Origin of the sequence: Bradyrhizobium sp. SZCCT0153, assembly GCF_018129995.1 — a bacterium.
Classification (GTDB): Bacteria; Pseudomonadota; Alphaproteobacteria; order Rhizobiales; family Xanthobacteraceae; genus Bradyrhizobium; species Bradyrhizobium japonicum_G.
Genome location: NZ_JAFCKS010000013.1, coordinates 15,829 through 29,433 on the forward strand (window position 1 = coordinate 15,829; position 13,605 = coordinate 29,433).

The following is a 13,605-nucleotide window of genomic DNA, read 5'->3' on the forward strand; positions in this document are numbered from 1 at the left end:
GGACCATGTCATTTGAATTGCGACGCGTGCAGCATCTCGCCGGAGCAAGCCTGCTCCTGCTCGGCGCCGCCGCCACATCGGCGTTCGCCCAAGAGGTGGCGCAGGACAAGCTGGCCCAAGACAAACCCGCGCAGGACAAGTCGTCGACCGAGATCCCGGCCGTCACCGTGACGGCCCCGAGTCCCATCGTGCGTAGAGTGGTGCCGACCCGCAGCCCGGTCCGCGTCGCGCGCACCGGCCGGGCACGCAGCCACGAACGCACGGCGGATGCGACGCCGGGAACGTCCACGCCCGCCGCGCCTCAGCAAGGCGTGCTGCCGGTCGTGACCAACCAGTTCGCCACCGTCACCGTGGTGCCGAACGAGGAGATCCGCCGCGAGGGCGGCGGCCAGCTCGGCGACCTGCTGTTCTCGAAACCCGGCATCACCGGCTCGAGCTTCGCGCCCGGCGCCTCCAGCCGGCCGATCATTCGCGGCCTCGACGTCAACCGGGTCGGCATCGTCGAGAACGGCACCAATGCCGGCGGCGCCTCCGACCTCGGCGAGGATCACTTCGTTCCGATCGATCCGCTCGCGACCAACCAGGTCGAGGTGGTGCGCGGGCCTGCTGCGCTCCGCTACGGCTCGACCTCGATCGGCGGCGTCGTCAGCGCCACCAACAACCGGATTCCGGATGCGCTGCCTTCCTGCGCTCCATCGTTCCAGGCTTACGGCATGCCGACCAAGGCGCCGCTTGCGGCCGCAGCAACATCGCCTTGCGTCATGGCCGAGACGCGCAGCGCGTTCAGCTCGGTCGATCGCGGTATCGAAAGCGGGGTGCTGCTCGACACCGGCGGCGGCAATTTTGCGTTCCATACCGACGTCTACGGGCGAAACACCACCGATTACAGCATCCCGAGCTATCCGTATCTCGCCGACCAGACCCGCTCGGTCGCCAACGGGCGCCAGCCCAATTCGGCAACGCGCTCGGACGGCGCATCGATCGGTGGCTCCTACTTCTTCCAGGGTGGCTATATCGGTGCGGCCATCACCCAGAACGACTCGCTCTACCACATCCCCGGCATCGACGGCGCCGACCACAACACGCGGATCGACGGCCACCAGACCAAGATCAACGTCAAGGGCGAGTACCACCCCGACGCGGCCGCGATCGACGCCATCCGCTTCTGGGCCGGCGCGACCGACTACCGGCACAACGAGATCGGGCTTGCCGATCCCGCGGACCCCAACACCGACGGCGTACGGCAGACCTTCACCAACAAGGAGCAGGAGATCCGCACCGAGGTGCAGCTGATGCCATTCAACGCGCGCTTCGCCGAGGTGACGACGGCGCTCGGCTTCCAGGTCGGTCATCAGGAACTGAGTGCGCCGAGCCCGGACAATCCCGGCACGCTGTTCAACGGGCTGTGGGACCCCAACAACAGCACGCGCGTCGCTGGCTACGCCTTCAACGAGTTCAAGTTCACGGAGGCGACGCGGGCGCAGATCGCCGGTCGCATCGAGCATGTCGAGCTGCACGGCACGACGCCGGATTTTCCCGCCGACTTCCTGCCCGACGGCACGCCGCAGGCCGGCATCGCGCGCAATCCGTCCTACACGCCGAAGAGCGGCAGCATCGGCCTGCTGCAGGACCTGCCGGGCGGCATGGTCGGCAGCATCACCGCGCAATATGTCGAGCGCGCGCCGAAGGCGGCGGAACTGTTCTCGCGCGGCGCGCATGATGCGACAGCGACGTTCGACATCGGCAACCCGAACCTGACCATCGAGACGGCAAAATCCGTCGAGCTCGGCGTGCGCAAGGCGACAGGGCCGTTCCGGTTCGAGGCGACCCTCTACTACACGCACTTCAACAACTTCATCTATCGCCGTCTCACCGGCGTGATGTGCGGCGACGACTTTGCCTCGTGCGGCACGCCCGGCGCCGAGGTGAACCAGGCGGTCTATTCGCAGCGGGACGCGAACTTCCGCGGCGGCGAGTTCCAGTCGCAGCTCGACGTCGGCGCATTCCAGGGCGGCATCTGGGGCATCGAGAACCAGTTCGACCTGGTCCGCGCCACCTTCACCGACGGCACCAACGTGCCGCGGATTCCGCCCTTGCGGATGGGTGGCGGCCTGTTCTGGCGCGACGACAACTGGCTGATGCGCGTCAATCTGTTGCACGCCTTCGCGCAGAACAACGTCGCCGTGATCGCGGAGACGCCGACGGCGGGCTACAATTTGCTGAAGGCCGAGGTCAGCTACAAGACCAGGCTCGACCGCAACTGGTTCGGTGCGCGCGAGATGATTGCCGGCGTCGTCGGCAACAATCTGCTCAACGAGAACATCCGCAACTCGGTGTCCTACACCAAGGACGAGGTCTTGATGCCCGGCATCGGCGTCAGGGCATTTGCCAACTTCAAGTTCTAGCCTTGCTGCAGTCGGGGCCAAACGGCCTCGACTGCATTCGCCAACCTTGGCGCTGCCCTATCCTTCGATAGACGCGGCGGCCTTTGCGATGAATTCCCCGACGGCCTCGGGCTGGGACAGCATCGGCACATGCGAGCTCTGGAGCACGAGCGTCTCTCCGGTCATGCGACTGGCCGAGTCCCGCTGCACCTCCGGCGGAATGGTCTCGTCCTGTGCCGCGACGATGTACCATGACGGCTTCGAGCGCCAGGCCGCCTTGGAGATCGTGTCGCCGAAGCATCTGACCGCGAGCGGTCCCTGCGTTGCGTAGACGATGTCGGCTTCGTCCGCCGGGACATCCTGGACGAAGTGCTTGCGGACGCCCTGCTGCGTCAGCGCCACATAGCCTTCGCCATAAGGCCTGATCTCGGCCGCGCCGGGCGCCGGCTTGTAGGGCTTCCACCACGCGTCGAACGACTGACCGCTGTCCGGCGCACCCGCGGCGACATAAACGAGACCTTTGACCTTGGGATGATTGCCCGCCTCGGTGATCACGGCCCCGCCCCAGGAATGTCCGACCATGAGCACCGGCCCGTCCTGCATGTCCACGACGCGGTGGGCCGCCACGACGTCATCGGCAAGCGAGCTCAGGGGATTCTGAACGGCGAGTGCCCTCAGCCCCCGTTTGGTGAGAAGAGGAATGACCTTGGCCCAGCAAGAGCCATCCGCGAAAGCTCCGTGCACCAGCACGACGGTCCCGATTGCCATGGTGTGTCTCTCTTTCTTTCAAATTGGACGAGCCGGACTCGCGTCTTTTTGCGGCCGCGCACAGCGTCGGATTTTCGCGCTGTCGTCGTCCCGGTGAGTGCAGCAACATGCGTGGCCTGCGCGACAATACCGCTTGGGATTTATTGGTGAAGCCGCGCAAGCAGAGCGCGAAGCCTTTTCCGTGCGAACAGACAAAGGAAGGCGGAAAGAAGGGAGCGCGTCGCAGCCGGATGGCTGCCTGCGCACCGTCATTGCCGGAATATGTGGCGCAGCCGCGGGACTTCCAATTCACGGGGCTATGCGCGCTACGGCTAGCCCCGCGCCTTGCTCCAGTCGGGACCAACCTGCCCCGACACCCCCTCGAACGCGCCGTCGACGAGTTCGAACACCAGGACGCGCGCGGCGTCGACCGGGCCCGGCATGGTGACGCGGCCCTTTTCTACCCGCTTGAAGCCGACGCGGCTGTAATAGGGCTCGTCCCCGACCAGCAGCACGATGGCATGGCCCTTTGCCCTGGCGTCCTTCAGCGCGCGCTCCATCAACAGACGGCCGACCCCGTGCCTGCGGAACGGCGGCTCGACGGTGAGCGGTCCGAGCAGCAGCGCCGGCGTCTCACCGATCAGGATCGGCAGCTGCCGGACCGAGCCGACCAGGAGGGTGCCGATGCGGGCGGTGAAGGACAGGTCGAGCAGATGGTCGACGTGCTCGCGAATCCGGTAGGCGCTGAGCACGAAACGGCCAGGGCCGAAGGTGCGTTCGTGCAGCCGCTCGATCGCCTGGGCGTCTCCGGCGGCTTCGGGAAGGATGGTGAGCGAGAGATCGGTCATGTCAGCATAGCGTCTTCGAGCGAAGTGGATCCCGGTTCGCGTTAAGAAAACGCGTCAATGCAGGAAGCGGAGTAGCATCTGCGATTGTGGAGGTCCATGGGCGCGGTCCCCAAGTTCAACTCCTTTTCGGCGCGGGCTGGGACAAATAGGCCAGCATCTTCATCTCGCGCCGCCCCCGCGTCACGGTATCGAGCACGAGCCCGGACGAGACCGACAGCATGGCCATGATCATCAGGCCCATCGACAGGATGGCGGTCGGGAATCGCGGCACCAGCCCGGTCTCGACGAAGGTGATCACGATCGGGATCGAGAGCACGATCGATATCGCGGCCAGCAGGATTCCAATGGCGCCAAAGAAGCGCAGCGGCTTCTCGGCGCGATAGAGCTTCAGCATGGTGCCGAGGATGCGGGAGCCATCGCGCCAGGTGTTGAGTTTGGAGAACGAGCCCTCGGGCCGCGCGTAATAGGGCGTCTCGACCTCGGCGACCGGCAGCGACAATTCCAGCGCATAGACCGCGAGCTCGGTTTCGATCTCGAAGCCGTCCGACAGCACAGGGAAGGATTTGACGAAGCGGCGCGAGAACACGCGGTAGCCGGACAGGATGTCCTGGAAGTCCCGGCCAAACGTCCACGCCAGGAAGCCGGTCAGCATGCGGTTGCCGGTGCGGTGACCGAGACGATAGGCGGCCTGTGACTGGTCGATGCGAAGCCCGACCACCATGTCCAGATGCTCGTCGAGCAGCCTGTCGATCATGCGCGGCGCGCTCGGGGCGTCGTAGGTCGCATCACCGTCGACCAGCACGTAGATATCGGCCTCGACATCGGCGAACATGCGGCGCACGACGTTGCCCTTGCCCTGCCGCCGCTCGCTGCGCACGATCGCGCCGGCCTCGCGCGCGACGGAGGCCGTGCGGTCGCGCGAATTGTTGTCGTAGACGTAAATCTCGGCCGAGGGCAGCGCCGTCCGGAAGCCGGCGACGACGCTCGCGACCGCCGCCTCCTCATTGTAGCAGGGCACCAGCACGGCGATGCGAGGTTGCGCCGGTGTCATCGCGGCAGCGCTCCCAGATTGGCCGGCTCACGCCGGAAAGACGCGGCCTCGTACGCATCCGCCGGCTGCATCAGCCAGGCAAACGACAGGCTCCACAGCGACAGCATCGCGATCGGCAGGATGTAATAGGGCGTGAAGATCGGGTGGCTCAGGAAGAAAACGAGGTTGACGAGAAGATTGCCGGCGGCAACGAGGGCGACCTGCCGCGCGCTTGCCTCGCCCGCCCGCAACAGCCACGCCGTCAAACCGATCGCCAGCGCGATCAGCACGAACTGCATGTCGCGCAGATATTGGCCGAGCACGGCCAGGTCGAGGCCCGGGGCGACCACGTCGGCGCTGCCGTAGGTGGTCGCAAGCGGACTGCCGGCGTTGACGGCCTGGGCGATCAATGTCGGCGCCATGCCGACCAGCACGCCTGCACCGAAGCCGAGGCCTTGCACGAAATTGGCCGGCGTGCGCGACCACAGAAAGCGAATCCCGAGGAAGATGAAATAGCCGGCCGCGAGCAGCGCATTCGGCACTCTGAAATTGACGGACGCGCCGAGCAGGAGGCCAACCAGGACGATCGACGGTACGCTATACCTGCTCCTGATCAGCCATAGCGCCGTCAGGAATCCCGCGATGGCGCAGATCGCCAAGGTCGGCGGAATCGAATAGCTCGCCTTCGCCGGATTGATCATGAGATACACGGCAAGGGCGCCGAACACACCCGCCCCCACGATCGAGAGCGACGTTCGCGCCATCAAGATGCCGAGCAGCGCAAGGCCGCAGACGATCAGGCTGGCGGCAATGCAGAGCGGCACCACCTGGTGCCCTTCCGGAAACAGCGCCAGCAGCCATCCGGTGCCCGGCGGATATTGGATCACGATCTTGCCGTTCGGCATCGGATTGTGACAGGGCCAGCGGATCGGGTCGCGCCATTCGGGGAAACCGATCTCCTTCATCTTGCCTTCGAAATAGCGATCGTCGTCCCGGGCTGCGTCCGTGTTCAGCCCGTCGGCGCCGAAGCGCTGGAACAGATGCGCCTGCCGGAGATAGCAGATGTCGTCATAGACCCCGCGCGCCTCGCTCCAGCGTGACATCGTGACGATGTTGCTGGCGAGGATCGCGAGGCAGATCAGGCCGAAGGCGAGTTTGGCGATCTTCATCCGGTTTCCGTGGCGCGCCGTGCGGCGATTTACTAGCACAGGCCGTCCTCAGCGCCACGTCGCAATCAGGGGCTTTCCGTCGAGCACTTCCGCGATCCGCAGCCGCGTGCCGGGCGTGGTCCCCTCGGGCAGCGCGGTGACCGCGAAGAATCTGCATTCGACGATCTCGTGGTTGGGCGCGGGCTTGCGATCCTGCCTGAACTGCCTGACGACGTAGACCGCGACGTGGTCGCGGCGGGAGACGTGGTTGTTGAGGAAAATGCCGTGCAGCACCGCCTCGCCGGTGAGATCGATATCCCCCTCCTCCTTGAGCTCGCGCCGCATCGCCTGCTCCATGGTCTCGCCGAGATCGACGCCGCCGCCGGGCAGGTACCAGCCGGGAATGTAGCTGTGCCTGACCAGGAAGACCCTGCCGTCGGCATCCAGCACCACGGCGCGGACGCCGAGCGTCATGCCGCGGACGAGCAGGAAATAGGCGTGGAAGATTCGCCGCAGCAGCGGCTCGAATGTCCGTCGGACGTGATTCAGACGTTCCCCCATCAGGCTCCCAAGAGGCCCCCGCCCGGGCCCCGCTTGCACGGAGCCTGCGACCTTGCCATTACAGCGGTCGAATAGCGAGGCAATCGCGCGCCATGGCCCCCTTCACGCTCGCCCATCTGTCCGACCCGCATCTGCCGCCGCTGCCGCAGCCGCGGCTGATCGAGCTCGCGGGCAAGCGCGTGCTCGGCTATGTCAACTGGACGCGCAACCGCCACAAGTACCAGCGCCGCGAGGTGCTCGATGCCCTCGTCGCCGACATGCAGGCACAGGCGCCCGACCACATCGCGGTCACGGGCGATCTCGTCAACCTGGCGCTGGAGGCGGAGTTCGCGCCGGCGCGCGCCTGGCTCGACGGCGTCGGCCCGCCCGACCGCGTCACCACGATTCCCGGCAATCACGATGCCTATGTCCGCACTACCTTTCACCGCTTCGGCGAGACCTTTGCGCCCTATCTTGCGGGCGACGACGGCCGCATCGGCTTCCCCAGCCTGCGCCGGCGCGGACCGCTCGCGCTGATCAGCCTGTCCACGGCAGTGCCGACATTGCCATTGATGGCGACGGGCACACTCGGGCGCGATCAGCTCGCGTCCCTCGAAGAGATGCTCGAACGGCTCGCGGCCGAGGACGTCTTCCGCGTGCTGCTGGTGCATCATCCGCTCAAGTCCGGCGCGCGCCACAAACGGATGACCGATGCTGCCGCATTGCTGGCGCTGATCAGGCGCCACGGCGTCGAGTTGATCCTGCACGGTCACGACCACATTCATTCGACGATGTGGTTCGAAGGTCCCAACGGCAACATTCCGGCGCTCGGCGTGCCGTCGGCCTCCGCGCTCGCGCACGGGCACTACCCGGCGGCGGCCTACAATCTGTTCACGATCGAGAAGGACAATGCCGGCTGGCGCTGCGAGCAGACGGTGCGGGGCCTGGGGGCCGGATTTCAGATCGGGCAGATCAAGCATGCGCGGTTGATCTAGTTCGCCGTCATTGCGAGCGCAAAATTCACCAGCTTCGCAGCGCCGCCATTACGGCAACTCCGAACAGCGCGGCGGCACCGAGCACGAACCCCAGCACGAACGGCCAGACGCGCGAGCGGCGCGGCGGCTCGACGGCCGCGGGCTTCGGCTCGGGCGGGACCACCATCGCATGCTCGCGCTCGATCATGCGGCGCGCGACATAATCGGTCACGGCCTCGACGATGACGGAAGTGTCGTGGGATTCGGCGAGCACGATGCGGCCGAAGCGGGTATCCTGGACGAAGCGGTACATCCGCTTGTCGCGCCCCATCACGATGTGGGCGACGACGTCGATCCAGAGCCTGGGTGTGTCGCCCTGGCTGACGCCGCGGTCGAACAGGTCGATCTTATCCGGCACCTGGGCGAACAGCGGATCGAGCGCGTCGTTGAGGATCTCGAGCCGCGCCACCTCGGCATCGCGCAAATCGACGACCACGCCGGTCCGGTCCGCGGCCTCGATCCGCGCCCGCAACAGCGCATCGCGCAGCCGCACCGGGCGCGGCTGGCCGGGATGGGTCCCGCTGGTCTCGGGCTCTGACATGGTCGGCCTCGTCCTCACTTACCTCCATTAACCTATCAGCAACCAATCCCTCCGCAAAGGGTCCACAATTCCAGTCACTTACGGCGCCCACAGCTCCCTTCACCTGTGCCAAAAACAGACGATCCCACCCGGCTTGCGCCGGATGGGACCATCCGTCCTTGGACGTCTTCTTAATTCAGGCCCGCGGCAACGCCGTCAGGCCGAGACCCGCGACGGCTCTTCCACGATCGAGAAGCGGACGCCGGCCTTGTGGCGGTTCTCTTCCGAGACCGAGCGCCAAGCGTCCTCGGCCTCCTTGCGGGTCTTGAACGGACCCTGCACCTGGGCCGAGCCTTCGACGAGCTTGTGGAAGTTCATCGAGCCGAACTCGCCGCCGATCACCCAGAAATTGCTGCCTTTGGTCATTGTCGCTCTCCTCTCAAGAAGCCGTTCTGTATTAGCCGAACTGGTTCATCGTGTTGTGGGCGCCGCCCGCCTTCAGGGCAGCCTCGCCGGCGAAGTATTCCTTGTGGTCGTCGCCGATGTCGGAGCCGGCCATGTTCTGGTGCTTGGCGCAGGCGATGCCCTGACGGATTTCCGCGCGCTGGACGTTCTTGACGTAGCCCAGCATGCCCTGCTCGCCGAAATATTCGCGGGCCAGATTGTCGGTTGACAGCGCCGCCGTGTGATAGGTCGGCAACGTGATGAGATGGTGGAAGATGCCGGCACGCTTCGCCGAGTCGGCCTGGAAGGTGCGGATGCGCTCGTCGGCTTCGATGGCCAGGGGCGTATCGTCGTATTCCGGCTTCATCAGCTCGGCGCGGTTATACTTGCTGACGTCCTTGCCCGCTTCCTTCATCGCGTCGTAGACCTGCCAACGGAAGTTGAGCGTCCAGTTGAACGACGGCGAGTTGTTGTAGGCCAGCTTCGCGTTCGGAACCACCTTGCGGATCCGATCGACCATCTTGGCGATCTGCTCGATATGCGGCTTCTCGGTCTCGATCCAGAGCAGGTCGGCACCGTTCTGCAGCGAGGTGATGCTGTCGAGCACGCAGCGATCTTCGCCCGTTCCGGCGCGGAACTGGTAGAGATTGCTGGGCAGGCGCTTCGGACGCAGCATCTTGCCGTTGCGGTTGATGATGACGTCGCCGTTGCGGGCATTCTCCGGCGTCACTTCCTCGCAATCTAGGAAGCTGTTGTACTGATCGCCGATATCGCCCGGCTTGTGGCTGACGGCGATCTGCTGCGTGAGGCCGGCGCCGAGCGAGTCGGTGCGGGTCACGACGACGCCGTCTTCGATGCCCAGTTCAAGGAACGCATGGCGGCAGGCCCGGATCTTCGCCAGGAACACCTCGTGCGGCACGGTGACCTTGCCGTCCTGATGGCCGCACTGCTTCTCGTCCGAGACCTGATTCTCGATCTGCAGCGCGCAGGCGCCCGCCTCGATCATCTTCTTGGCGAGCAGATAGGTCGCCTCGGCGTTGCCGAAGCCCGCGTCGATGTCGGCGATGACGGGCACGACATGGGTCTGGAAGTTGTCGATCTTCTCGATCAACTCCTTCTCGCGGGTCTTGTCGCCTTCCTTGCGCGCCTTGTCGAGGTTGCGGAAGATGTCGTTGAGCTCGCGCGAGTCGGCCTGACGCAGGAAGGTGTAGAGCTCCTCGATCAGGGCCGGCACCGAGGTCTTCTCGTGCATCGACTGGTCGGGCAGCGGTCCGAACTCGGAGCGCAGCGCGGCGATCATCCAGCCGGAGAGATAGAGGTAACGGCGATCGGTCTTGCCGCCGAAGTGCTTCTTGATCGAGATCAGCTTCTGCTGCGCGATGAAGCCGTGCCAGCAGCCCAGCGACTGGGTGTACTTGGTGGGATCGGCGTCATAGGCCGCCATGTCGCTGCGCATCAGCGCCGCGGTGTAGCGGGCGATGTCGAGGCCGGTCTTGAAGCGGTTCTGCAGGCGCATGCGCGCGACAGCCTCGGCCGTCACCCCGTTCCAGGTCGGCTTGGTTTCAAGGAGCGCCTGAGCCGCCTCGATCTCGCTCTGATACGAGGCCGGGCGCTGGAGGGCGTTGATGCCACGGGGCTGGTAGTTCATCTGCTCGATCCTTTCGCTGATGACAAAGTTCTTGGCGTTGTCATCGACATTTTTGACAGTGCATTGCGAAATGCGTGTCTTGAGCTAAACGCGAGAAAGGGAAGTTCGTATAGAGGGCTTGTATTTGAATGGTGATGTCATGTAACATCAGAACATGTAATAGATGTTAATTTGTAATTATTGTCATAATACAGGACAGCAAGACTGCCCTATATGCCGCTGGGAGACCCGAGAATGCCCGCCGAGTCCGGGAAGAAGCTGTTCGTCGGCCCGCGCTTCCGGAGGATCCGGCAGCAATTGGGGCTGTCGCAGACCCAGATGGCCGAGGGGCTCGGGATCTCGCCGAGCTACGTCAACCTGATCGAGCGCAACCAGCGTCCGGTGACTGCGCAGATCTTGCTGCGGCTGGCCGAGACCTACGACCTCGACCTACGCGACCTCGCCACCGCCGACGAGGACCGTTTCTTCGCGGAGCTGAACGAGATCTTCTCCGATCCGCTGTTCCGCCAGATCGACGTCCCCAAGCAGGAACTGCGCGACCTCGCCGAGCTCTGCCCGGGCGTGACCCACGCACTGCAACGGCTCTACGCGGCCTATACCGAGGCCCGCCAGGGCGAGACGCTGGCCGCAGCGCAGATGGCCGACCGCGACGTCGGCACGCGCTATGAGGCCAATCCGGTCGAGCGCGTGCGCGAATTGATCGAGGCCAACCGCAACTATTTTCCGGAGCTCGAACAGGCCGCCGAAACCTTGCGCGACGAGCTGAACGTGCCGGCCGAGGGGCTCTATGCCGCGCTCGCCGCGCGGCTGCGCGAAAAGCATTCGATCCAGACCCGGATCATGCCAGTCGACGTGATGCGCGAAACGCTGCGGCGTTTCGACCGTCACCGCCGCCAGCTGCTGATCTCGGAACTGGTCGATCCGCCCGGCCGCGCCTTCCAGCTGGCCTTCCAGCTGGGACTCGGTGAATGCGCGCAGCATCTGGAGACCATCATCGGCCGCGCTGGCCCGCTCGACGACGCGCCGCGGCGGCTGTTCCGCATCACGCTCGCCAACTATTTTGCGGCGGCCGTGATGATGCCCTATCCGACCTTCCTGGCCGCGGCCGAGGCCTTGAGCTACGACATCCATTTGCTGGCGCAACGCTTCAATTCCGGTTTCGAGCAGGTCTGCCATCGCCTCACCACGCTGCAGCGGCCGAACGCGCGCGGCATTCCGTTCTTCCTCCTGCGCGTCGACAATGCCGGCAACGTCTCGAAGCGGTTCTCCTCCGGCACGTTCCCGTTCTCGAAATTCGGCGGCACGTGCCCGTTGTGGAACGTGCACTCGACCTTCGACACGCCGGATCGCTTGCTCAAGCAGGTGATCGAGCTCTCCGACGGCACGCGCTATTTCTCGATCGCGCAGATGGTGCGCCGTCCCGTGGCGCCGCACCCGCTGCCGCAGCCGCGCTTCGCCATCGGCCTCGGCTGCGAGATCCGTCACGCCTCACGCCTCGTTTATGCGTCCGGCATGGACCTCGAGAAGACCGAAGGCACGCCGATCGGCGTCAACTGCCGCCTGTGCGAGCGCGAAAACTGCGCCCAGCGCGCCGAGCCGCCGATCACGCGCACGCTGATCCTGGACGAGACGACGCGGCGCGTGAGCTCGTTCGCGTTCTCGAATGCAAGGGAGCTGTGAGGGGCGCGCATCCGCCTCCACGTCATTGCGACGCGCAGCAATCCAGACTGTCCCGGCAGTGACAGCCGGGATTGCTTCGTCGCTTCGCTCCTCGCAACGGCGAGAACTCACGCCAGCGTATGCACGATCACCGGCCCCGCGGCGGCGCGGGCGTCGCCTGCAAGCAGCGAGCCCAGATCCTTCTCGATCCAGGCGATCGCGCGCCTGTTCGCCTCCTCCGCCTGCTCGAACTTGTCGAAGATCGAGATCGCCGTGACGGTGTCGTCGCCGGCATAGACGACGTAATAGGCGCGGAAACCGTCGACATCGCTGATGATCGGAACGGCGCCGTCCTTGATGCGGCGCGCCAGCTCTTCGGCGCTTCCGCTTTTCGCCTTGGCCTGACGGATGGCGGCATACATGGCATCCTCCTTCCGGCTGTCCGGAGTTGCGGGCCCTCGGGCCCGGAGGGGATGCTACGCCGAAGCGCGCCGCCGATCCATGCTTGGTTAATCCGACACTAACCCGCCTGCGCGATCTGCAACCAACGGTTAAGCACGCCTCAACATCGGTGCCTTAGTCTCGCCCCACTCACTTTTCGCAAACAACGTCAGCTTATTCTGCCGCGTGAAGTGACATCAGGGGGTTCATCATGCGCATTGCGTTGCTGCTGACCGCGACCATTGTCGGCGCGCTCTTTGCCAATCCATCTAATGCCGGATCGCTCGATGCGTCCGCCGGCGCAGCGCAGGCGTTGCCGCCGGGCTTCCAGAGCTACCGCGGCTACATGTTCGACCTGTCGGAGAATTCCGACCGCAAGGACGTCGACAAGCTCGCCGACAATGTAAAGAGCCAGATCGACGTCGTCGAGGGGGCCGGCCTCTCGCCGCGCGTGCTGCGCTTCTTCCGCACCGTTCCGATCATCGCGAGCGAGCTCGCCTGCCTCGACGAAGGCGCCGCGACCGCGTGCTACGGCCGGGTCGCCCCGAACGTCGAGCGCAGCGTGCCGCGGACGCTGACGGTGTGGGACCATGCCACCCAGCGCTGGACCAATCCCAATGTCGTCGACCTCGCGGTCGATTCGGGGCTCGGCGTGATCATGCTGCGGCCGGACATGATGCGCTACGAGAAGGAGGCCGTGCTGCTGCACGAGCTCCTGCACGCCTATCACGCGCGGCTGTTGCCGGACGGCTATGCCAACAAGGGCGTGATCGGCTACTTCGCCCTTGCCAAGTCGAAGGACCTGCTGCCCAAGGACTCCTATGCGATGAAGAATCCGATGGAGTTCTTCGCCGTGACCGGCACCATCTTTCTGGTCGGAAAGAGCGAATTCCACGATCCGAAGTCGCGGGACGCGCTCAAGGAGAAGATGCCGGACTATTACAAATATCTGGTCGGCGTGTTCGGCTTCGACCCCGATCCGGCGCCGGCGAGCGGCCCGGTTGCCTCGTTGAAATAAGCCTGCCTGGCGCTTCCAGAGCCGAGGAGCCGCGCGAACAGCGCGGCTTTTTCGTTTTGGTAACCGGAAGCTGCGGATGACGTACAGGCGGGAATTGCCAAGGCGGGGCTCGATCTGCATAGTCCCGCCGCATCGATACCGTTT

General features: G+C 65.1%; 13 protein-coding genes. 4 read left to right on the forward strand and 9 right to left on the reverse strand.

The annotated features are described in order from the left end of the window. Window positions 1-5 precede the first annotated feature (5 nt). The gene (locus JQ572_RS32675) at window positions 6-2,405 is read left to right on the forward strand and encodes a TonB-dependent receptor (protein ID WP_211386952.1); all 2,400 of its coding nucleotides are present in this window, start codon (window positions 6-8) and stop codon (window positions 2,403-2,405) included. Window positions 2,406-2,462: 57 nt separating this feature from the next. Here JQ572_RS32675 and JQ572_RS32680 read toward each other — a convergent pair whose 3' ends face one another. The 5 genes from JQ572_RS32680 to JQ572_RS32700 form a co-directional block, all read right to left on the reverse strand. Beyond that, the gene (locus JQ572_RS32680) at window positions 2,463-3,152 is read right to left on the reverse strand and encodes an alpha/beta fold hydrolase (RefSeq protein ID WP_211386953.1); all 690 of its coding nucleotides are present in this window, start codon (window positions 3,150-3,152) and stop codon (window positions 2,463-2,465) included. Window positions 3,153-3,463: 311 nt separating this feature from the next. Beyond that, window positions 3,464-3,979 carry a GNAT family N-acetyltransferase gene (locus JQ572_RS32685; RefSeq protein ID WP_211386954.1) on the reverse strand — a complete coding sequence of 172 codons (516 nt, stop codon included), beginning with the start codon at window positions 3,977-3,979 and terminating at the stop codon, window positions 3,464-3,466. A gap of 115 nt (window positions 3,980-4,094) precedes the next feature. After that, window positions 4,095-5,030, reverse strand: coding sequence for a glycosyltransferase family 2 protein (locus JQ572_RS32690; protein ID WP_211386955.1), 936 nt, complete (start codon window positions 5,028-5,030; stop codon window positions 4,095-4,097). Continuing rightward, window positions 5,027-6,178 carry a hypothetical protein gene (locus JQ572_RS32695; protein ID WP_211386956.1) on the reverse strand — a complete coding sequence of 384 codons (1,152 nt, stop codon included), beginning with the start codon at window positions 6,176-6,178 and terminating at the stop codon, window positions 5,027-5,029. Before JQ572_RS32695 ends, JQ572_RS32690 begins: the two co-directional genes overlap by 4 nt. Window positions 6,179-6,226: 48 nt before the next feature. Beyond that, window positions 6,227-6,718: an NUDIX domain-containing protein gene (locus JQ572_RS32700; protein WP_211386957.1), complete on the reverse strand. Its 492-nt coding sequence runs from the start codon at window positions 6,716-6,718 to the stop codon at window positions 6,227-6,229. Window positions 6,719-6,810: 92 nt separating this feature from the next. On the opposite strand from JQ572_RS32700, the gene JQ572_RS32705 reads away from it, so the two are divergent. Further along, window positions 6,811-7,692, forward strand: coding sequence for a metallophosphoesterase family protein (locus JQ572_RS32705; protein WP_211386958.1), 882 nt, complete (start codon window positions 6,811-6,813; stop codon window positions 7,690-7,692). A gap of 25 nt (window positions 7,693-7,717) precedes the next feature. Here JQ572_RS32705 and JQ572_RS32710 read toward each other — a convergent pair whose 3' ends face one another. From JQ572_RS32710 to JQ572_RS32720, 3 genes are all read right to left on the reverse strand, one after another. After that, on the reverse strand, window positions 7,718-8,272 hold the full coding sequence (locus JQ572_RS32710) for a hypothetical protein (protein WP_211386959.1): 555 nt from the start codon (window positions 8,270-8,272) through the stop codon (window positions 7,718-7,720). 195 nt (window positions 8,273-8,467) lie between these two features. Then, complete coding sequence (locus JQ572_RS32715) at window positions 8,468-8,677, reverse strand: DUF4170 domain-containing protein (protein ID WP_008137787.1); 210 nt, start codon at window positions 8,675-8,677, stop codon at window positions 8,468-8,470. Between the two features lie 31 nt (window positions 8,678-8,708). After that, window positions 8,709-10,343 (reverse strand): isocitrate lyase, encoded by a 1,635-nt coding sequence (locus JQ572_RS32720; RefSeq protein WP_211386960.1) that lies wholly within the window; start codon window positions 10,341-10,343, stop codon window positions 8,709-8,711. A 234-nt stretch (window positions 10,344-10,577) separates the two neighbouring features. Here JQ572_RS32720 and JQ572_RS32725 point away from each other — a divergent pair, with 234 nt between their 5' ends. After that, window positions 10,578-12,023: a helix-turn-helix domain-containing protein gene (locus tag JQ572_RS32725; RefSeq protein WP_211386961.1), complete on the forward strand. Its 1,446-nt coding sequence runs from the start codon at window positions 10,578-10,580 to the stop codon at window positions 12,021-12,023. A gap of 107 nt (window positions 12,024-12,130) precedes the next feature. Here the strand turns inward: JQ572_RS32725 and JQ572_RS32730 are convergent, their stop codons facing one another. Beyond that, entirely contained in the window at window positions 12,131-12,424 is a 294-nt protein-coding gene (locus tag JQ572_RS32730; protein ID WP_211386962.1) for an antibiotic biosynthesis monooxygenase, read from the reverse strand. Window positions 12,425-12,654: 230 nt separating this feature from the next. On the opposite strand from JQ572_RS32730, the gene JQ572_RS32735 reads away from it, so the two are divergent. Further along, window positions 12,655-13,461, forward strand: a complete 807-nt coding sequence (locus JQ572_RS32735) for a hypothetical protein (RefSeq protein WP_211386963.1) — start codon at window positions 12,655-12,657, stop codon at window positions 13,459-13,461. The last annotated feature ends 144 nt before the right edge of the window (window positions 13,462-13,605 follow it).